An 18,159-nucleotide genomic window follows, 5' to 3' on the forward strand; every position below is an offset into this window, starting at 1 on the left:
GGGCCGGATTCCCCCGAAATCGGGCTCGCGGGGCCGTCACCGCAGGTCAAAAAACCGCACGATTCGTAGTATTCAAGCCCACACCCAGAAAATGCGCATCCGCGATGCGGAATAATCTAGCGTCGGGTTTATGCAGCTCACACGGTTTACCGACCTAGGTCTGCGGGCCATGATGCTGCTCGCCACCGGTCAGGCTCGCGAGCAGCGGGTCACCACCAGGACGGTCGCCGCCGCGGCAGGCGCGTCGGAGAACCACGTCGCCAAGGCGGTGTCGCGGCTGACCGAACTGGGGCTGGTCCACTCCCGCCGGGGCCGCGCCGGCGGCCTTGAACTCACCGAAGCCGGCCGCCAGGCGTCACTGGGCTGGTTGGTGCGCCGCCTGGAAGGTGACCGCGAAGTCGTCGACTGCACCGGCCAGGTGGCCTGTCCGCTGATCGCGGGCTGCCGCCTGCGTCGGGTGCTCGCCGATGCCAAAGAGGCCTTCTACGCCGAACTCGATCGCCACACGATCGCCGATCTCGTCGGCAGCCAGATGCTGCCCGTCGTCTTACAACTCACAACCGCACCACTCACAACCGAAGGGAATCTGACATGACCACCAGCGCAGTCGACGCGGCCGGGGTTCAGGAACTGGAGCCGGCGCACGCCGAGATCATCACGGCGACACTGCCGCTCGTCGGTGCGCACGTCGACGAGATCACGTCGGTGTTCTATCGGCGGATGTTCGGTCGTCACCCGGAACTCCTGCGCAACCTGTTCAACCGCGGCAATCAGGCACAGGGATCGCAGCAGCGGGCCCTGGCCGCCTCGATCGCGACTTTCGCTACGCACCTGGTCAATCCGGACCTGCCGCACCCGAGCGAACTGCTGTCGCGCATCGGCCACAAGCACGCGTCGCTGGGCGTCACCGCCGACCAGTACCCGATCGTGCACGAGCACCTGTTCGCCGCGATCGTCGAGGTGCTGGGCGCCGACACGGTGACCGCCGACGTCGCCGCGGCCTGGGACCGGGTGTACTGGATCATGGCCGACACCCTGATCGCGCTGGAGCTCGATCTCTACGCAGGCGCCGGGGTCGACGCCGGCGATGTCTTCCGCCGGCTGCGGGTCACCGCCCGCGAAGACGACCCCTCCGGCGCCGTGCTGGTGACGGTGGGATCCGACGGTATGGCCGGAGCTGCTGCGGCGCAATATGTTTCGGTTGGCGTGACACTGCCCGACGGCGCACGTCAGCTGCGGCAGTACAGCTTGGTGAACGCTCCCGGGGCCTCTGAGTTGACCTTCGCGGTCAAGCCGGTCGACGCTGTCGGGCAGAGCCCGGCGGGCGAAGTGTCGAACTGGATCCGCGACTGTGTCCGGGTCGGTGACCTGCTCGACGTCACGGTGCCGTTCGGCGATCTGCCCGAGCCGCGCAGTGGTGCACCGGTGGTGCTGATCTCTGCGGGCATCGGCATCACACCGATGGTGGGAATTCTGGAATACCTTGTCGGGCAGTCGCATGCGGTTCCGGTGCAGGTCCTGCACGCCGACCGAAGCGTGGCGACGCACCCGCTGCGTAAGCGACACCGTGAACTCGTCGACATCCTGCCCGATGCCAGTCTGGATCTCTGGTACGCCGAGGGCGTCGACGGTGACGACCCCCGGATCCACGATGGGCTGATGAACCTCGACGACGTCGAGATCGCCGACGGCGCAGAGATCTACCTCTGCGGGAACGACGGTTTCGTGCAGGCGGTGCGCGCCCAGCTGACCGCCCGCGGCATCCCCGCGGATCGGGTGCACTGCGAGCTGTTCAGCCCGAACGACTGGCTGCTGGACGCCTGAGCCGCTGCGGGCTCGTCGGCGGGCGCCCGGATTGAAGGGCCTTAGGCTGCCGGATTCGGCAGGAACCGGGTCCCGTCGTCGAGACCGTTGAGGGTCTCGATCTCCGTGGCGGTGAGTTCGAAGTCGAACACATCGGCGTTCTCGGCGATCTGTGCCGGGGCGGAGCGCGGAATGACGATATCGCCCTGCTGCAGGCTCCAGCGGATCAGCACCTGTGCCGGTGACTTCCCGTGCGCCGCAGCAACTTCGGCGATTGCGGGATTGCCGGCAAGCTTGCTCTCGTCGGTCGGGATGTAGGCCCCGGTGAGGATCGAGCGCTCGCTGTGCACCGCGCGCAACTCGGCCTGGTTGAGCAGGGGGTGCAGTTCGATCTGATTGACCACGGGCGGGAAATAGCTCAGGTCGATGATGTCCGAGAGGTTCTCCGGGGTGAAGTTCGCGACACCGATCGACTTGATCAGACCGTCCTGGCGGGACCGCATGATCCCGCCCCAGGCGTCGATGTACTTGCCGTTCTGCTCGGCGGGCCAGTCCATCAGGTACAGGTCCACGTACTCCAGGCCCAGGCGTTCGAGGCTGGCCCGGATGGCGTCCTGGGAGGACTGAAAACCCTGGTCCTCGGTTGCGAGCTTGGTGGCGATGAACAGTTCGGCCCGGGGGAGGCCCGACGCGGCGATGGCGCGCCCGACGGCCGCCTCGTTGCTTTTCGCGGTTTGAATCAGCCGATAACCCGCCTCCAGGGCGCCGGCCACCGCGCTCTCGGTCTCCTCGGCGGACAGCTCGGCGGCGCCGAGGCCCAGCACGGGGAGGGTGTTGTCGTCGTTGAGCGTGACGGTGGGGATCGCGGCCGCCGGCATCGTGTCACCTGTCTGTGGAGTCGAATGAGTCGGGGACAGGACCCGTCGCAATCGGCTCCGGGGTCAACCGACTTCGGGTGACGATAGTACCCAGGGCGATATGTCGTTTGAGCAGGCCCGGCGCGCCGCCGCCGAGAAATGGTCGAATTGTCGGATTCGTCAACCGCCGACCCCGGGCGGGGCTGACGGGCTGCCGACAGTTGCGGTCCCGTACGCTGCGGCGATACCGGTACTGCGCACCAGAACCGAGGAACATCAATGACAGAGACCGTGTCCGGCACCGCACGAAGCCGGTTCCTGAAGAGGGCGCTGCCGGTGGCCAACCGCGCCGGCGTCAAGGCCATCCCGCACCTGCCGAGCGCCGTCAAGAGACTGCTGTCGGGTGGCCGCGCCATCACGATCGACGGCAACACCCTCGATCCGTCGATCCAGATGATGCTGGCCGCCCAGCGCGCGGTCGGCATGAGCAGCCTCGCGGTCACCGGGGATCCGATCGCCACCCGCCGTCAGAACCGGGAAGCCACCGACAGCCTCGACGAGGCCGACATCCACGTCGCGCAGATCTCCCCGCTGGAGATTCCCGGTCCGGCCGGAATCATCCCGGCCCGGCACTATCGCCCCGCAGACGGCGACGGCGCGCCGCTGCTGGTCTTCTATCACGGCGGTGGATTCGTCTTCGGCGATCTCGAGACGCACGATTCGGCCTGCCGGCTGATCTGCCGTGACGCCGGTGTGCACGTGCTGTCCATCGACTACCGGCTCGCGCCCGAGCACAAGGCACCCGCCGCGGTCGACGACGCCTACGCCGCGTACCTGTGGGCCGTGTTGAACGCCGCGGAGTTGGGCGCCGATCCGGACCGCATCGCGGTGGGCGGTGACAGTGCCGGCGGTTGCCTGGCCGCGGTGGTGGCACAGCTGGCCCGCGATGGCGGCGGCCGCCAGCCCAGCCTGCAGTGGCTGATCTACCCGGCCACCGACCTGCGCGGCGGAACCCGGTCGCGAACGCTGTTCGCCGACGGATTCCTGCTGTCCAAGAACAACATGGACTGGTTCGCCGACGCCTACGTCGAGGGCTCCGGTGTCGACATCACCGATCCCCGGGTGTCGCCGTTGCTGGCCGACGATTTCAGCGGGCTCGCACCGGCGCTGGTCATCACCGCGGGGTTCGATCCGCTGCGCGACGAAGGCGAGCAATACGCGGCAAAACTGCAGGCAGCGGGCGTGCTGACCGATCTGCGGCAGATGGGTCCGATGACCCACGCATTCCTCAACCTGAATGCGCTGGGCGGCCAGGTCAGCCGGTGCAACGCCGAGATGATCTCGGCGCTGCGCGCCCACCTCGCCCGCGCCTGAGATTCGGCGGGCAGGAGCGCCGGTACTCTAGAGGCGCCAACACTCCAGTCTTGACAGCGAGGATCAGCCGAGCCGTGGCCACCAACAAGAAGTCCACCCCCCGCTACGACCTGAAAGCCCAGGACCGTAAGCGCAACCTGGCCATCCAGCTGGGGCTGACCGGCATCGTCGTCATCTTCGCCGTCGCACTGGTGCTCTACATCGTGATGAGTCACGACAAGAAGACCGCCGCGGCAGGCGACGCGCAGGCGGTGCGGATCACCTCGAGCCAGCTGATCAAGAAGGACGGCACCGACGAGCCCAAGGCGGTTCTGTCGCTCTACGAGGACTTCCAATGCCCGCACTGCCGTGATTTCGAGAAGGCTTTCGGCCCGACCATCTCCAAGTTGGTCGAAGCCGGTGCCATAGCCGCCGACTACTACTCGGTCGCCATCCTCAACTCGCGGCTCAACGACAACTACTCCACTCGCGCGGCCAACGCGGCCTATTGCGTCGGCGACGCCGACAAGGAAGCGTTCCCGCGCTACCACTCCGCGCTGTTCGCCATGCAGCCCGAGGAAGGTGCGGGCGGTGCCCCTGACAACGCCCGCCTGATCGAGACCGCCCGGCAGGCCGGGGTGCCGACCGACAAGGTCTCGTCGTGCATCAACTCCGGCAAGCACAGCGACATGGTCGAGGGTCTGGCCGCGGCATCGAAGATCACGGCGACGCCGACCATTCGGCTCAACGGCCAGGACATCAGCCCGGCTTCGCCCGAGGACCTGATCACCAAGGTCAAGGCCATCGTCGGCAACGTGCCCGGCCTGGACAACGCCCCCGCGCCGCCGAGCCCGACCCAGCCCACGCCGGCCCCGACGTCATGAGCGTGGCGACCCCGGCTCCGGTCGAACCGACCGAACCCGTCGAGTCGAAAGACCCGTCGGGCGGGGTCGCGGTGCGGCCGGCCAGCGCCTGGTGGGTGCTGATCGCCGGCGTCATCGGTCTGGTCGCCTCGGCCACCCTGACGATCGAGAAGATCGAGATCCTGGTCAACCCGGCCTACGTGCCGAGTTGCAGCATCAACCCGGTGCTGTCCTGCGGATCGGTGATGATCACACCGCAGGCGTCGGCCTTCGGCTTCCCGAACCCGCTGATCGGAATCGCCTCGTTCGCCGTCGTCGTGGCCACCGGCGTACTCGCCGTGGCCAAGGTGCGGCTGCCGCGGTGGTACTGGCTCGGACTCACGGTGGGCACCGCGTTGGCCACGGTGTTCATCCACTGGCTGATCTTCCAGACGCTGTACCGCATCGGCGCACTGTGCCCGTACTGCATGGTGGTGTGGGCGGTCACCGTCCCGCTGTTGGTCGTGGTGTCCTCGATCTCGCTTCGCCCGCTGGCGGGCAACGTGGTCGCCCGAGTGCTCTACACCTGGCGATGGTCGATCGTGACGCTGTGGTTCACCGCGTTGCTCTTGATGATCCTCGTCCGCTTCTGGAACTACTGGTCCACGCTCATCTAGTCGCCCATCACAGGCGCGGTCACGCGGGTAGGGTATCTGAGTGATTTCCAAAGTCCTCGTGGCCAATCGCGGTGAGATTGCGATCCGAGCTTTCCGCGCCGCCTACGAAATGGGCATCGGCACGGTGGCGATCTTCCCGTACGAGGACCGCAATTCGTTGCACCGCCTCAAGGCCGACGAGGCGTATCAAATCGGCGATGTCGGGCATCCGGTACGGGCGTACCTGTCTGTCGACGAGATCGTCGCCACCGCGCAGGCGGCCGGCGCGGACGCGATCTATCCCGGTTACGGCTTCCTGTCGGAGAATCCCGAATTGGCGGCAGCCTGCGCGGCGTCGGGGATCACGTTCGTCGGCCCCGACTCCTCGATCCTCGAACTCACCGGCAACAAGGCTCGAGCGATCGCCGCGGCCCGCGAGGCGGGCCTGCCGGTGCTGACGTCGTCGGCGCCGTCGGCCTCGGTGGAGGAATTGGTCGCTGCCGCCGAGGACATGGAGTTCCCACTGTTCGTCAAGGCCGTCGCCGGCGGCGGCGGCCGCGGAATGCGCCGGGTGACCGAGCCGTCGGCATTGCCGGAGTCGATCGAGGCTGCCAGCCGCGAGGCCGAGTCCGCCTTCGGTGATCCCACGGTGTTCCTCGAACAGGCCGTGGTGAACCCGCGTCACATCGAAGTACAGATCCTCGCCGACACCTACGGCAACGTCATCCACCTCTACGAGCGCGACTGCAGTGTGCAGCGCCGCCATCAGAAGGTCATCGAACTGGCCCCGGCGCCCAACCTGGATCCGGCTCTGCGCGACCAGATCTGCGCTGACGCCGTCGCCTTCGCCCGCCACATCGGCTACACCTGCGCGGGCACCGTCGAGTTCCTGCTCGACGAGCGCGGCCGGCATGTGTTCATCGAGATGAATCCCCGGATCCAGGTGGAGCACACCGTGACCGAGGAGATCACCGATGTCGACCTGGTGTCGGCGCAGTTGAGGATCGCATCGGGGGAGACGCTGGCCGATCTGGGTCTGAGCCAGGACGCCATCGCGCCGCACGGTGCGGCCCTGCAATGCCGCATCACCACCGAGGACCCGGCCAACGGATTCCGCCCCGACACCGGACGGATCACCACCTACCGCTCGCCGGGCGGCGCGGGTATTCGGCTCGACGGCGGGACCCATCTTGGCGCTGACATCGCCGCGCATTTCGATTCGATGCTGGTCAAGCTCACCTGTCGTGGCCGCGATTTCCCCACCGCGGTGGCCCGTGCCAAGCGGGCGGTAGCCGAGTTCCGGATCCGTGGCGTCTCGACGAATATCCCGTTCCTGCAAGCGGTTCTGGACGATCCGGATTTCCAGGCCGGGCGGATCACCACGTCGTTCATCGACGAGCGTCCCGAACTGCTGACGTCGCGGACCTCCGCGGACCGCGGAACCAAGATGCTGAAGTTCCTGGCCGAGGTGACGGTCAACTCGCCGTACCGCGACCGGCCCCGGTACTACCCGCAGGACAAGTTGCCCGACATCGACATCGCGACGAGCGCCCCGCCGCCCGGCAGCAAGCAGCGCCTCGATGAACTGGGTCCTGAGGGATTCGCCAAGTGGCTCAAGGAAACTCCCGCGATCGGCGTGACAGATACGACGTTCCGCGACGCCCATCAGTCACTGCTGGCGACCCGCGTGCGGTCCTCGGGACTGCTCAAAGTCGCCCCGTACATCGCTCGGATGACGCCGGAACTGCTGTCCATCGAATGCTGGGGTGGAGCGACTTATGATGTCGCGCTCCGGTTTTTGAAGGAAGACCCGTGGGAGCGGCTGGCCTCGCTACGTGAGGCGATCCCCAACATCTGCCTGCAGATGCTGCTGCGCGGCCGCAACACCGTCGGCTACACGCCCTACCCGGAAACGGTGACGCACGCGTTCGTCGACGAGGCCGCTCGCACCGGTGTCGACATCTTCCGAATCTTCGACGCGCTCAACAACGTCGAGTCGATGCGGCCGGCCATCGACGCGGTGCGCGCGACCGGCTCGGCGGTCGCCGAAGTCGCGATGTCCTATACCGGCGACCTGTCCAACCCGGCCGAGACGTTGTACACGCTCGACTACTGGCTGCGGTTGGCCGAGCAGATCGTCGACGCCGGCGCCCACGTGCTGGCGATCAAGGACATGGCCGGGCTGCTGCGCCCACCGGCGGCGCACACGCTGGTCTCCGCGCTACGGAGCCGCTTCGACCTGCCGGTGCACGTGCATACCCACGACACCCCGGGCGGTCAGCTCGCCACCTATACCGCGGCCTGGCATGCCGGCGCCAGCGCGGTGGACGGGGCGGCGGCTCCGCTGTCGGGCACCACCAGCCAGCCTCCGCTGTCGGCGATCGTCGCCGCCGCGGCGCACACGCCGTACGACACCGGCATCAACCTCGACGCGGTATGCGACCTGGAGCCGTACTGGGAGCTGCTGCGCCGGGTGTACGCCCCGTTCGAAGCCGGCCTGCCCGCACCGACCGGCCGGGTGTACCACCACGAAATCCCCGGCGGCCAGCTGAGCAACCTACGTACCCAAGCCATCGCGCTGGGGCTGGGCGAGCGGTTCGAGGACGTCGAGAACGCCTACGCGGGAGCCGATCGGATCCTGGGCCGGCTGGTGAAGGTCACGCCGTCGAGCAAGGTGGTCGGCGACCTGGCGCTGGCCCTGGTCGGTGCGGGGATCACCGCCGAGGAGTTCGCCGAAGACCCGGCCCGCCACGACATCCCGGACTCGGTCATCGGGTTCCTGCGCGGCGAGCTTGGCGATCCGCCCGGCGGCTGGCCAGAACCGTTGCGCACCAAGGCTTTGGAAGGGCGTGGGGCCGCCAAGCCCGAAAAGTCGCTGTCGGTCGAAGACGAGAAGGTGCTGGGTGAACCGGGCCCGGCCCGCCAGGCGGCACTGAACCGGCTGCTGTTCCCCGGGCCCACCAGGGAATTCGAGGCGCACCGCGAAGAGTACGGCGACACCTCGGGACTTTCGGCCAACCAGTTCTGGTCCGGTCTGCGGCACGGCGACGAACATCGCATCGAGCTTGAGCGCGGTGTCGAGCTGATCGTCGGGCTGGAGGCCATCTCCGAACCCGACGAACGCGGAATGCGCACGGTGATGTGCATCATCAACGGCCAGCTGCGCCCGGTGTTGGTGCGCGACACCAACATCGCCGAAACCGTGCCGGCCGCCGAGAAGGCAGACCGGACCAACCCCGATCACGTCGCCGCTCCGTTCGCCGGGGTGGTCACCGTCGGGGTCGCCGTCGACGAGAAGGTCAAAGCGGGCCAGACCATCGCCACCATCGAGGCGATGAAGATGGAGGCCGCCATCACCGCACCCAAGAGCGGCACCGTCACTCGCGTCGCCGTCAGCAGCACCGCGCAGGTCGAAGGCGGTGACCTGCTGGTGGTGATCGGTTCGGAGGGATTGACCGGGGGATCGGCCTGACCCGCATCGTCGGGGGCAGTGCGGGCGGCCGGCGCCTCGATGTGCCGCCCCGTGGCACCCGACCGACCACGGACCGGGTCCGTGAAGCATTGTTCAATGTCCTTGCCGCGCGGCGGGATTTCGATGGTCTGCGGGTGCTGGACCTCTACGCCGGTTCGGGGGCGCTCGGGCTGGAAGCGCTCTCGCGCGGTGCGGCCTCGGCGTTGTTCGTCGAAAGTGATTCGCGCGCAGCCGCTGTCATCAAACGGAACGTCGCGACGTTGGGCCTGCCGGGAGCGACGGTACGCCGCGGGGCGGTCGCCGCGGTGCTCGCCGCCGGCGCCGATGGACCTGTGGACCTGGTGCTGGCCGATCCGCCGTACGAGGTGTCGAGCGCCGACATCGAGGCCGTGCTGGCAAGTTTGGGCCGACACGGCTGGGTCGCGCCGGGCAGCGTGGTGGTGGTCGAGCGCGCCACGTCGTCGCCGGAACTGTCCTGGCCGGCGGGCTGGACGGCCTGGGACAACCGCCGGTACGGAGATACCCGGATCGAGATCGCGGCCTGCTAGCGTCATCCGCTATGAGTGGCGCGGTATGCCCGGGATCGTTCGATCCGGTGACGCGGGGTCATGTCGACATCTTCGAGCGCGCCGCAGCGCAATTCGACGAGGTGATCGTCGCCGTGCTGATCAATCCCAACAAGTCCGGGATGTTCGACATCGACGAGCGGATCGCGATGATCTCCGAAGCGACCGCCCATCTGCCGAACCTGCACGCCGAGTCCGGGCAGGGACTGGTCGTCGACTTCGTCAAGCAGCGCGGAATGACCGCGATCGTCAAGGGTCTGCGCACCGGAACCGATTTCGAGTACGAGCTGCAGATGGCCCAGATGAACAAGCACATCGCCGGCGTGGACACCTTCTTCGTGGCCACCACACCGCAGTACTCGTTCGTCTCCTCGTCGCTGGCCAAAGAGGTTGCGACATTCGGCGGTGACGTCTCGGCGCTGCTGCCGGAGTCGGTGAACCGCCGACTGCAGGCCAAGCTGGCACAGCGCGCGCGCTGACCATTGGGTTTGGTGTCGGGTCCGCCGGGTACCGCCTAGGTGGCGCACAGCCCTGCGCCGACAACCCACCAAACAGCGGAGGCATTGCTGTGGTCGAAACATTTGTGCAGTCCACGACGGACGTCGTCGACTTTCTCAAGCACCAGCACAACCTGATCAAGGACATGTTCGACGACGTGCTGTCCGCCTCGGAGTCCAAGGCCCGGGAGAAGGCGTTCGTCGATCTGCGGCAGCTCCTCGCCGTGCACGAAACCGCGGAGGAGATGGTGGTCCATCCGCGTGCGCGGCACGAGCTGACCGACGGTGACAACATCGTCGATGCCCGGATCGCCGAGGAGCACGAGGCCAAGGAACAGCTGTCGGCTCTGGAAAAGATGGACGTCGACTCCCAGGAGTTCCTCGACGAGCTCATGAAATTTCGCGATGCGGTGGTCGAGCACGCCGAACGCGAGGAGAACGAGGAGTTCAGCCAGCTGCAGGCCGAGCTGGACGATGAGGCGCTCGAGCGGATGGCCGGAGCCGTGCGCGCCGCCGAGGCGATCGCCCCGACCCGCCCGCACGCCGGAGTGGAGTCGGCCGTCCTGAATTTCGCCGTCGGTCCGTTCGCATCGATGCTCGACCGCGCCCGCGACGCGATCTCGGCCGCCATCAAGTAGCGCCGGATCCGCCTCCTCGGGGGTGCCGAGCCGACATAATCGTCGTCGAGACGCCCCTGACCGGTGCGGTTGCCAGAAATGTCTGCCCGACACACCGGGCCGCCACCGCAGTCACAGGCGTAACAGCAGGCACACTGGTCACTACCAACAAGCCCAGGAGGGTGGCGCCGTGTACCGAGTTTTTGAAGCGCTCGATGAATTGAGCGCGATTGTCGAAGAGGCCCGCGGCGTTCCGATGACGGCTGGTTGCGTGGTGCCGCGCGGTGACGTGCTGGAGCTCCTCGACGACATCAAGGACGCCATCCCCGGTGAACTCGACGACGCCCAGGATGTGTTGGACGCCCGCGATTCGTTGCTGCGGGAGGCCAAAGAGCACTCCGACTCGATGGTGTCGAACGCGACCGCCGAGGCCGACTCCCTGCTGAGCCATGCCCGCGCCGAGGCCGACCGGCTGCTGGCCGACGCCAAATCGCAGGCCGACCGGATGGTCGCCGAGGCGCGTCAGCACAGCGAACGTATGGTCGCCGAGGCTCGCGACGAGTCGAGCCGCCTGGCGGCGACCGCCAAGCGCGAGTACGAAGCGGCCACCAGCCGGGCCAAGGCCGAGGCCGACCGGCTCGTGGAGAGCGGAAACATCTCCTACGAGAAGGCCGTGCAGGAAGGCATCAAGGAGCAGCAGCGGCTGGTCTCCCAGACCGAGGTCGTCCAGGCGGCCAACGCCGAGTCGACCCGGCTGATCGACACCGCCCACGCCGAAGCCGACCGGCTGCGCGGCGAGTGCGACATCTACGTCGACAACAAACTCGCCCAGTTCGAGGACTACCTCAACGGCACATTGCGTTCGGTGAGCCGCGGGCGTCACCAACTGCGCACCGCCGCGGGCACCCACGACTACGCGCAGCGCTGAGCGTCCCGGCCCGCGCCTACTGGCACAATCGCCCGGCGCCGGGTTTTAAGATCGGAACATGGCGACTTCACGCAGTGCTCAGACGAAGCGCAAACCACGGTCGCCGCTCGTTCTCGACATCTCCCGCTTGGGGCGCCGCCCCGGCTCGATGCTCGAGCTGCACCAAACCGTCCCCAGCCCATCGCGGATCGGGCTGGACCTGGTCGCCATCGAACGCGGTGCGGACCTCACGCTGGATCTGCGCCTGGAGTCGGTGTCCGAGGGTGTCCTGGTCACCGGCACCGTGTACGCACCGACCCGCGGCGAGTGCTCCCGCTGCCTGACCGAGATCACCGGTGATGTCGAGATCTCGCTCACCGAACTGTTCGCCTACCCCGACAGCGCGACGGAATCCACCACCGAGGAAGACGAGGTCGGCCACGTCGTCGACCAGACCATCGACTTGGAACAGCCGATCGTCGACGCCGTCGGCCTGGCGCTGCCGTTCGCCCCGTTGTGCACCGAGGACTGTGCGGGGCTATGCCCGCAGTGTGGTGTCGTGCTGGCAGGAGAACCCGGCCACCAGCACGACGTGATCGACCCGCGGTTCGCCAAGCTGGCGGGCATGTTCCCTGCAGCAGACGCCGACACCCCCGAACCCGGGGCCGGCGCGTCGTGAGCCCGCCACGCGAAAATCTGCTTGCCGCACTCGGCGTCGACATGCCGGAAGACTTGCTGACGCTGGCGTTGACCCACCGCAGCTATGCCTACGAGCACGGCGGCCTGCCCACCAATGAACGTCTGGAGTTCCTCGGCGATGCGGTGCTCGGCCTGACGATCACCGACGAGCTGTTCCATCGCCATCCCGAACGCACCGAAGGTGACCTGGCCAAACTGCGCGCCAGCATCGTCAACACCCAGGCGCTGGCCGACGTGGGACGAGCTCTGACCGACGAGGGCCTCGGCGCGCACCTGCTGCTGGGCCGAGGCGAGGTCAACACCGGCGGAGCCGACAAGTCCAGCATTCTGGCCGACGGCATGGAATCGCTGCTGGGCGCGGTGTATCTGCAGCACGGTATCGACGTGGCGCGCGACGTGATCCTGCGGCTGTTCGGCAATCTGCTGGACACCGCGCCGACGCTGGGGGCGGGCCTGGACTGGAAGACCAGCCTGCAGGAGCTCACCGCCGCGCGCAGTCTGGGACCGCCGTCGTATGTCGTCACCTCCACCGGGCCCGACCACGACAAGGAATTCACCGCCGTCGTCCTGGTGATGGACACCGAGTACGGAAACGGCGTCGGCAGGTCAAAGAAGGAAGCCGAACAAAAGGCCGCCGCCGCGGCGTGGAACGCGCTGGACAACGCTTGAGCCACAGTCGCATTCGGTGTTACTGCGATGCCTGAGCTGCCTGAGGTCGAGGTGGTGCGGCGCGGTCTGCAGGCTCACGTCGCAGGCAGGTCGATCTCCGCGGTACGGGTGCACCATCCCCGGGCCGTGCGCCGCCACGTTGCCGGTGCGGCCGATCTGACCGCCCGGCTGCTCGACGCGCAGATCACCGGCACCGACCGGCGCGGAAAGTACTTGTGGCTGACCCTGAATGACGAAGCCGCACTGGTGGTGCACCTGGGTATGAGCGGCCAGATGCTGTTGGGCCCGGTACCCAACACCAACCATCTGCGCATCGCGGCGCTGCTCGACGACGGCACCGCCCTGAGCTTCGTCGATCAGCGCACGTTCGGCGGGTGGCAGCTGGCCGACCTGGTCGACGTCGACGGCAGCCGAGTGCCCGAGCCGGTGGCGCACATCGCCCGCGATCCGCTGGATCCCCGGTTCGATCGCGACGCTGTCGTTACGGTGTTGCGCCGCAAGCACTCCGAGATCAAGCGGCAGCTGCTCGATCAGACCGTGGTGTCGGGTATCGGCAACATCTACGCCGACGAGTCGTTGTGGCGGGCCAAGATCAACGGCGCGCGGCTGGCCGAGAACCTGACCCCCCGCCAACTCGGCGAACTGCTCGACGCGGCAGGAGAGGTGATGCGTGAAGCGCTCGGCCAGGGCGGCACCTCGTTCGACTCGCTGTATGTCAACGTCAACGGGCAGTCCGGGTACTTCGACCGGTCGCTGAACGTCTACGGCCAGGAGGACCGGCCGTGCCCGCGCTGCGGCACCGCGATCCGCCGCGAGAAGTTCATGAATCGCTCGTCGTTCTACTGCCCACGCTGTCAACGAAGACCGGGTCAGCCGCGCCCACGGCGTTGAGGCCCGCACGTCGAGACCAAGGAGACATGAACATATGACTGAGCTGTGGGTGGAACGCACCGGCATCCGCCGCTACACCGGGCGCAGCAGCCGCGGCGCCGAAGTGCTGATCGGCTCGGAGACCGACGAGGGTGTCTTCACCCCCGGCGAGCTGCTCAAGATCGCGCTGGCCGGGTGCAGCGGGCTGAGCAGCGATCAACCGCTGCGCCGCCGCCTCGGCGACGATTATCCGGCGACGATCCGGGTATCCGGGCCGGCCGACCGGGAGCAGGAGCGCTACCCGCTGCTGGCGGAGAAGCTGGAAATCGACCTGTCCGGGCTGTCCCCGGAGGAGATCGAGCGGCTGGTGGTGGTGGTCAACCGGGCGATCGACCAGGTGTGCACCGTGGGTCGCACCCTGAAATCCGGCACCGAGGTCCGGTTCGAGGTGGATGACGTTGGCCGATCCTGACGTCCGCCTGACCGCCTGGGTGCACGGCCACGTCCAGGGCGTGGGTTTCCGCTGGTGGACTCGATCCCGTGCGTTGGAGCTGGGTCTGACCGGGTACGCGTCCAATCAGCCCGACGGCCGGGTGCTGGTCGTCGCGCAGGGTCCCCGTGACGCATGTGAACAGCTGTTACAGCTGCTCAATAGTGGGAAAACACCTGGGCACGTCGACAAGGTTGTTGTCGACTGGTCACCGCGCGGCGAAGCCATCAGAGGCTTTGGCGAGCGGTAGTCTGGCACGCCGTGTACCTCAAGAGTCTGACCCTGAAGGGCTTCAAGTCCTTCGCCGCGGCGACGACTCTGCGCCTCGAGCCCGGCATCACCTGCGTGGTCGGACCGAACGGCTCCGGTAAGTCCAATGTCGTCGACGCGCTGGCCTGGGTGATGGGCGAGCAGGGGGCGAAGACGCTGCGCGGCGGCAAGATGGAAGACGTCATTTTCGCCGGCACCTCCTCGCGGGCCCCGCTGGGCCGCGCCGAGGTGACGCTGACCATCGACAATTCCGACCACGCACTGCCGATCGAGTACTCCGAGGTGTCGATCACCCGGCGGATGTTCCGCGACGGCGCCGGGGAGTACGAGATCAACGGCACCAGCTGCCGGTTGATGGACGTCCAGGAGCTGCTCAGCGACTCCGGCATCGGCCGCGAAATGCACGTCATCGTCGGTCAGGGCCGGCTCTCACAGATCCTCGAGTCGCGCCCAGAAGACCGGCGGGCCTTCATCGAAGAGGCCGCCGGCGTGCTCAAGCACCGCAAACGCAAGGAAAAGGCGGTCCGCAAGCTCGACTCGATGGCCGCCAACCTGGCCCGGCTCACCGACCTGACCACCGAGCTGCGCCGTCAGCTCAAGCCGCTGGGCCGCCAGGCCGAGATGGCGCGGCGAGCTCAGACGATTCAGGCGGACCTGCGCGACGCGCGGCTGCGCCTGGCCGCCGACGACCTGGTCACCCGGCGGGCCGAGTTCGCCGGTGCCGACGACACCGAGACCACGTTGCGCCGCGAGCACGACGAGGCCGCGAAGCGGCTGGACGTCGCCGGCGCGGCGCTGGCCGCTCACGAGGCCGCGGTGGCCACGCTGTCCGAACGCACCGATGCCGCCCAGCAGGCCTGGTTCCGGCTGTCGGCGCTGGCCGAACGGGTCAGCGCCACCGTCCGGATCGCTTCTGAGCGAGCGCAATACCTCGAGACCGAGCCCACCGCGAGCACGGGCCCGGACCCCGACGAGCTGGAAGCCGAGGCCGACGAGGTCGCCGCACGGGAGCAGGAGCTGCTGGCAGAGCTGGCCGAGGCGCAATCAAGGCTGGAGTTCGCCCGCGCCGAGCTCTCCGAGCGTGAACGCGCGGCCGCCGAAGCCGAACGTGCCCATATGGCCGCCGTGCGCGCCGAGGCCGACCGCCGCGAAGGGCTCGCCCGGCTGGCCGGGCAGGTTGAGACCGTACGCGCCCGGGTCGAGTCCATCGACGAGGGCGTCGCCCGGCTGACCACCGCGATCGAAGAGGCGGCCGCCCGCACCCAGCACGCCAGGGCCGAGTTCGAGACCGTGCAGGGCCGGGTGGGTGAACTGGACCAGGGCGAGGTCGGCCTCGACGAGCAGCACGACCGCACGATCACCGCGCTGCGGCTGGCCGACGAGCGGGTGGCCGAGTTGCAGGCCGCCGAGCGCAGCGCCGAACGCCAGGTCGCCTCGCTGCGTGCTCGCATCGATGCGTTGGCAGTCGGGATGGAGCGCAAGGACGGCTCGGCCTGGCTGACGGAAAACCGCGGCGGTGCAGGACTTTTCGGCACGATTGCCAACTTGGTCAAAGTGCGTTCGGGCTACGAGGGGGCGTTGGCGGCGGTGCTGGGCGCCGCGGCCGACGCGGTGGCCGCCGAGAACTTCGACGCCGCCAGTTCGGCGGTGCGAGCGCTCAAGGACGCCGACGGTGGCCGGGCTGCGATCGTGCTGGGGGACTGGCCGATCGCGCCGCGCCAATCCGGTTCACTGCCCCAGCGCGCGTTGTGGGCGCTGGATCTGATCGAGGCGCCGGGCCGACTTCAGGGCGCCATGACGGCGATGCTCGCCGACGTCGCCGTCGTCGAGGATCTTGGTGCCGCGCTGGATCTGGTCGCGGCACAGCCGGCGCTGCGCGCGGTCACCCTCGACGGTGACCTGGTTGGCGCGGGGTGGGTCAGCGGTGGCTCCGACCGCAAGCCGAGCACACTGGAGATCGCCGGCGAAATCGACAAGGCCACCCGCGAACTCGCGGCAGCCGAGACCCAGGTCGCCGAGTTGTCGGCCGCGCTGGCCGGCGCGCTCACCGAGCAGGGTGAGCGCCAGGACGCCGCCGAACAAGCGCTGGCGGCGCTCAACGAATCCGACGCCGCGATCGCCGCGATCTACGAACAGCTCGGCAGGCTCGGGCAGGAAGCCCGCGCCGCCGAGGGGGAGTGGCGCCGCCAGCAGGCTCAGCGCGACGAGCTCGAGGCCGGTCGGCTGCGCACGGTGGAGGAGCTCACCGAGCTCGAGAACCGGCTGGCCGCCGCCCAGGACGGGGCGACCGAGGTCGAAGACGCGCCCGAGGACCGCCAGTACATGCAGTCCGCCGCCGAGGAAGCCCGTGCCGTCGAGGTCGAGGTGCGGCTGGCCGTGCGCACCGCCGAGGAACGTGCGAATGCCGTTCGTGGACGGGCGGATTCGTTGCGACGAGCCGCCGCGGCCGAGCGGGAGGCGCGCGTTCGCGCTCAGCGCGCACGCGCCGCGCGCGAGCACGCCGCCGCGGTCGCGGCCGCGGTAGCCGAGGCCGGACGCCGTGTGGCCGGGCACCTGTCCGGTGTGGTGGCGGCGGCGTCCCGGCGCCGTGATGCGCTGGCCGCCGAACGGCAGGAACGCGCTACCGCGATGACCGCTGCGCGTGAGGAAGTCACCACGCTGAACAGCCGGATCGCCGCGCTGACCGACTCGCTGCACCGCGACGAGGTGGCCAAGGCACAGGCGTCGCTGCGCATCGAACAGCTCGAGCAGATGGTGCTGGAGCAGTTCGGTATGTCCGCCGACGATCTGATCGCCGAATACGGCCCGGATGTGACGCTGCCGCCGTCCGAGCTGGAGATGGCCGAATACGAACAGGCCAAGGAGCGCGGCGAGCAGGTCATGGCGCCGGCGCCGATGCGGTTCGACCGTCCGACTCAGGAACGCCGGGCCAAGCGGGCCGAACGCGAGCTGTCCGAACTGGGCCGAGTGAATCCGCTTGCGCTGGAAGAGTTTGCCGCGCTCGAGGAGCGCTACAACTTCCTGTCCACGCAGCTCGAAGACGTCAAGGCCGCCCGCAAGGATCTGCTCGACGTGATCGCCGACGTCGATGCGCGCATCCTGCAGGTGTTCGCCGAGGCGTACGCCGACGTCGAGCGCGAGTTCGAGCAGGTGTTCGCAACGCTGTTCCCCGGCGGTGAAGGCCGGCTGTTGCTGACCGACCCGAGCGACCTGCTGACCACCGGCGTGGAGGTGGAGGCCCGCCCGCCCGGTAAGAAGGTCAAGCGGCTCTCGCTGCTCTCCGGCGGCGAGAAGTCGCTGACCGCGGTCGCCATGCTGGTGGCGATCTTCCGGGCCCGGCCGTCGCCGTTCTACGTCATGGACGAGGTCGAGGCCGCCCTCGATGACGTCAATCTGCGCAGGCTCATCGGGCTGTTCGAGCAGTTGCGGTCACAGTCACAGCTGATCGTCATCACCCACCAGAAGCCGACCATGGAGATCGCCGACGCCCTGTACGGCGTGACGATGCAGGGTGACGGCATCACCACGGTGATCTCGCAGCGGATGCGCGGCCAAGAGCTGGTCGCCAGCGCGGCGCCGTAACCGTCTGCT

The 18,159-nt window shown here is 68.2% G+C and carries 17 protein-coding genes; 16 read left to right on the forward strand and 1 reads right to left on the reverse strand.

The annotated features are described in order from the left end of the window. The first annotated feature begins 130 nt into the window (after window positions 1–130). Window positions 131–595 (forward strand): RrF2 family transcriptional regulator, encoded by a 465-nt coding sequence (locus G6N32_RS09025; protein ID WP_115319301.1) that lies wholly within the window; start codon window positions 131–133, stop codon window positions 593–595. Next, on the forward strand, window positions 592–1,824 hold the full coding sequence (locus G6N32_RS09030; RefSeq protein ID WP_115319302.1) for a globin domain-containing protein: 1,233 nt from the start codon (window positions 592–594) through the stop codon (window positions 1,822–1,824). The genes G6N32_RS09025 and G6N32_RS09030 overlap by 4 nt, the downstream gene beginning before the upstream one ends. A gap of 41 nt (window positions 1,825–1,865) precedes the next feature. Here the strand turns inward: G6N32_RS09030 and G6N32_RS09035 are convergent, their stop codons facing one another. Further along, window positions 1,866–2,681: an aldo/keto reductase gene (locus G6N32_RS09035; protein WP_115319303.1), complete on the reverse strand. Its 816-nt coding sequence runs from the start codon at window positions 2,679–2,681 to the stop codon at window positions 1,866–1,868. A 258-nt stretch (window positions 2,682–2,939) separates the two neighbouring features. Between G6N32_RS09035 and G6N32_RS09040 the strand changes: the two genes are divergently transcribed. The 14 genes from G6N32_RS09040 (at window position 2,940) to smc (ending at window position 18,150) form a co-directional block, all read left to right on the forward strand. After that, window positions 2,940–4,034 carry an alpha/beta hydrolase gene (locus tag G6N32_RS09040; protein ID WP_115319304.1) on the forward strand — a complete coding sequence of 365 codons (1,095 nt, stop codon included), beginning with the start codon at window positions 2,940–2,942 and terminating at the stop codon, window positions 4,032–4,034. Window positions 4,035–4,108: 74 nt separating this feature from the next. Then, window positions 4,109–4,897, forward strand: a complete 789-nt coding sequence (locus tag G6N32_RS09045; RefSeq protein WP_115319305.1) for a DsbA family protein — start codon at window positions 4,109–4,111, stop codon at window positions 4,895–4,897. Next, complete coding sequence (locus G6N32_RS09050) at window positions 4,894–5,532, forward strand: vitamin K epoxide reductase family protein (protein ID WP_115319306.1); 639 nt, start codon at window positions 4,894–4,896, stop codon at window positions 5,530–5,532. Before G6N32_RS09045 ends, G6N32_RS09050 begins: the two co-directional genes overlap by 4 nt. A gap of 40 nt (window positions 5,533–5,572) precedes the next feature. Beyond that, window positions 5,573–8,983, forward strand: coding sequence for a pyruvate carboxylase (locus tag G6N32_RS09055; RefSeq protein ID WP_115319307.1), 3,411 nt, complete (start codon window positions 5,573–5,575; stop codon window positions 8,981–8,983). After that, a complete protein-coding gene (rsmD, locus tag G6N32_RS09060) occupies window positions 8,980–9,531 on the forward strand; it encodes a 16S rRNA (guanine(966)-N(2))-methyltransferase RsmD (protein ID WP_115319308.1) in 552 nt (183 codons plus the stop codon). The genes G6N32_RS09055 and rsmD overlap by 4 nt, the downstream gene beginning before the upstream one ends. 11 nt (window positions 9,532–9,542) lie before the next feature. After that, window positions 9,543–10,028 carry a pantetheine-phosphate adenylyltransferase gene (coaD, locus tag G6N32_RS09065; protein WP_115319309.1) on the forward strand — a complete coding sequence of 162 codons (486 nt, stop codon included), beginning with the start codon at window positions 9,543–9,545 and terminating at the stop codon, window positions 10,026–10,028. Window positions 10,029–10,117: 89 nt separating this feature from the next. Then, window positions 10,118–10,684, forward strand: coding sequence for a hemerythrin domain-containing protein (locus G6N32_RS09070; RefSeq protein WP_115319310.1), 567 nt, complete (start codon window positions 10,118–10,120; stop codon window positions 10,682–10,684). Window positions 10,685–10,853: 169 nt separating this feature from the next. Further along, window positions 10,854–11,591, forward strand: a complete 738-nt coding sequence (sepIVA, locus tag G6N32_RS09075; RefSeq protein ID WP_115319311.1) for a cell division protein SepIVA — start codon at window positions 10,854–10,856, stop codon at window positions 11,589–11,591. A gap of 58 nt (window positions 11,592–11,649) precedes the next feature. Continuing rightward, window positions 11,650–12,249 (forward strand): YceD family protein, encoded by a 600-nt coding sequence (locus G6N32_RS09080; protein ID WP_115319312.1) that lies wholly within the window; start codon window positions 11,650–11,652, stop codon window positions 12,247–12,249. A 41-nt stretch (window positions 12,250–12,290) separates the two neighbouring features. Further along, a complete protein-coding gene (gene rnc / locus G6N32_RS09085; protein WP_276047952.1) occupies window positions 12,291–12,938 on the forward strand; it encodes a ribonuclease III in 648 nt (215 codons plus the stop codon). A gap of 27 nt (window positions 12,939–12,965) precedes the next feature. After that, complete coding sequence (mutM, locus tag G6N32_RS09090; RefSeq protein WP_115319314.1) at window positions 12,966–13,829, forward strand: DNA-formamidopyrimidine glycosylase; 864 nt, start codon at window positions 12,966–12,968, stop codon at window positions 13,827–13,829. Window positions 13,830–13,863: 34 nt separating this feature from the next. Further along, window positions 13,864–14,280 carry an OsmC family protein gene (locus G6N32_RS09095; protein WP_115319315.1) on the forward strand — a complete coding sequence of 139 codons (417 nt, stop codon included), beginning with the start codon at window positions 13,864–13,866 and terminating at the stop codon, window positions 14,278–14,280. Then, window positions 14,261–14,548 carry an acylphosphatase gene (locus G6N32_RS09100; protein ID WP_115319316.1) on the forward strand — a complete coding sequence of 96 codons (288 nt, stop codon included), beginning with the start codon at window positions 14,261–14,263 and terminating at the stop codon, window positions 14,546–14,548. Before G6N32_RS09095 ends, G6N32_RS09100 begins: the two co-directional genes overlap by 20 nt. Before the next feature lie 11 nt (window positions 14,549–14,559). After that, a complete protein-coding gene (gene smc / locus G6N32_RS09105) occupies window positions 14,560–18,150 on the forward strand; it encodes a chromosome segregation protein SMC (RefSeq protein ID WP_115319317.1) in 3,591 nt (1,196 codons plus the stop codon). Window positions 18,151–18,159 lie beyond the last annotated feature (9 nt).

This window comes from Mycolicibacterium aichiense (genome assembly GCF_010726245.1).
GTDB classification, from domain to species: domain Bacteria; phylum Actinomycetota; class Actinomycetes; order Mycobacteriales; family Mycobacteriaceae; genus Mycobacterium; species Mycobacterium aichiense.

Excerpts from the sequence above, each read along its gene's own strand:
- G6N32_RS09025 (WP_115319301.1), top strand. The coding sequence starts at position 131 with ATGCAGCTCACACGGTTTACCGACCTAGGTCTGCGGGCCATGATGCTG.
- G6N32_RS09030 (WP_115319302.1), top strand. The coding sequence starts at position 592 with ATGACCACCAGCGCAGTCGACGCGGCCGGGGTTCAGGAACTGGAGCCG.
- G6N32_RS09035 (WP_115319303.1), bottom strand. The coding sequence starts at position 2,681 with ATGCCGGCGGCCGCGATCCCCACCGTCACGCTCAACGACGACAACACC.
- G6N32_RS09040 (WP_115319304.1), top strand. The coding sequence starts at position 2,940 with ATGACAGAGACCGTGTCCGGCACCGCACGAAGCCGGTTCCTGAAGAGG.
- G6N32_RS09050 (WP_115319306.1), top strand. The coding sequence starts at position 4,894 with ATGAGCGTGGCGACCCCGGCTCCGGTCGAACCGACCGAACCCGTCGAG.
- coaD (WP_115319309.1), top strand. The coding sequence starts at position 9,543 with ATGAGTGGCGCGGTATGCCCGGGATCGTTCGATCCGGTGACGCGGGGT.
- G6N32_RS09080 (WP_115319312.1), top strand. The coding sequence starts at position 11,650 with ATGGCGACTTCACGCAGTGCTCAGACGAAGCGCAAACCACGGTCGCCG.
- rnc (WP_276047952.1), top strand. The coding sequence starts at position 12,291 with ATGCCGGAAGACTTGCTGACGCTGGCGTTGACCCACCGCAGCTATGCC.
- mutM (WP_115319314.1), top strand. The coding sequence starts at position 12,966 with ATGCCTGAGCTGCCTGAGGTCGAGGTGGTGCGGCGCGGTCTGCAGGCT.
- G6N32_RS09095 (WP_115319315.1), top strand. The coding sequence starts at position 13,864 with ATGACTGAGCTGTGGGTGGAACGCACCGGCATCCGCCGCTACACCGGG.
- G6N32_RS09100 (WP_115319316.1), top strand. The coding sequence starts at position 14,261 with ATGACGTTGGCCGATCCTGACGTCCGCCTGACCGCCTGGGTGCACGGC.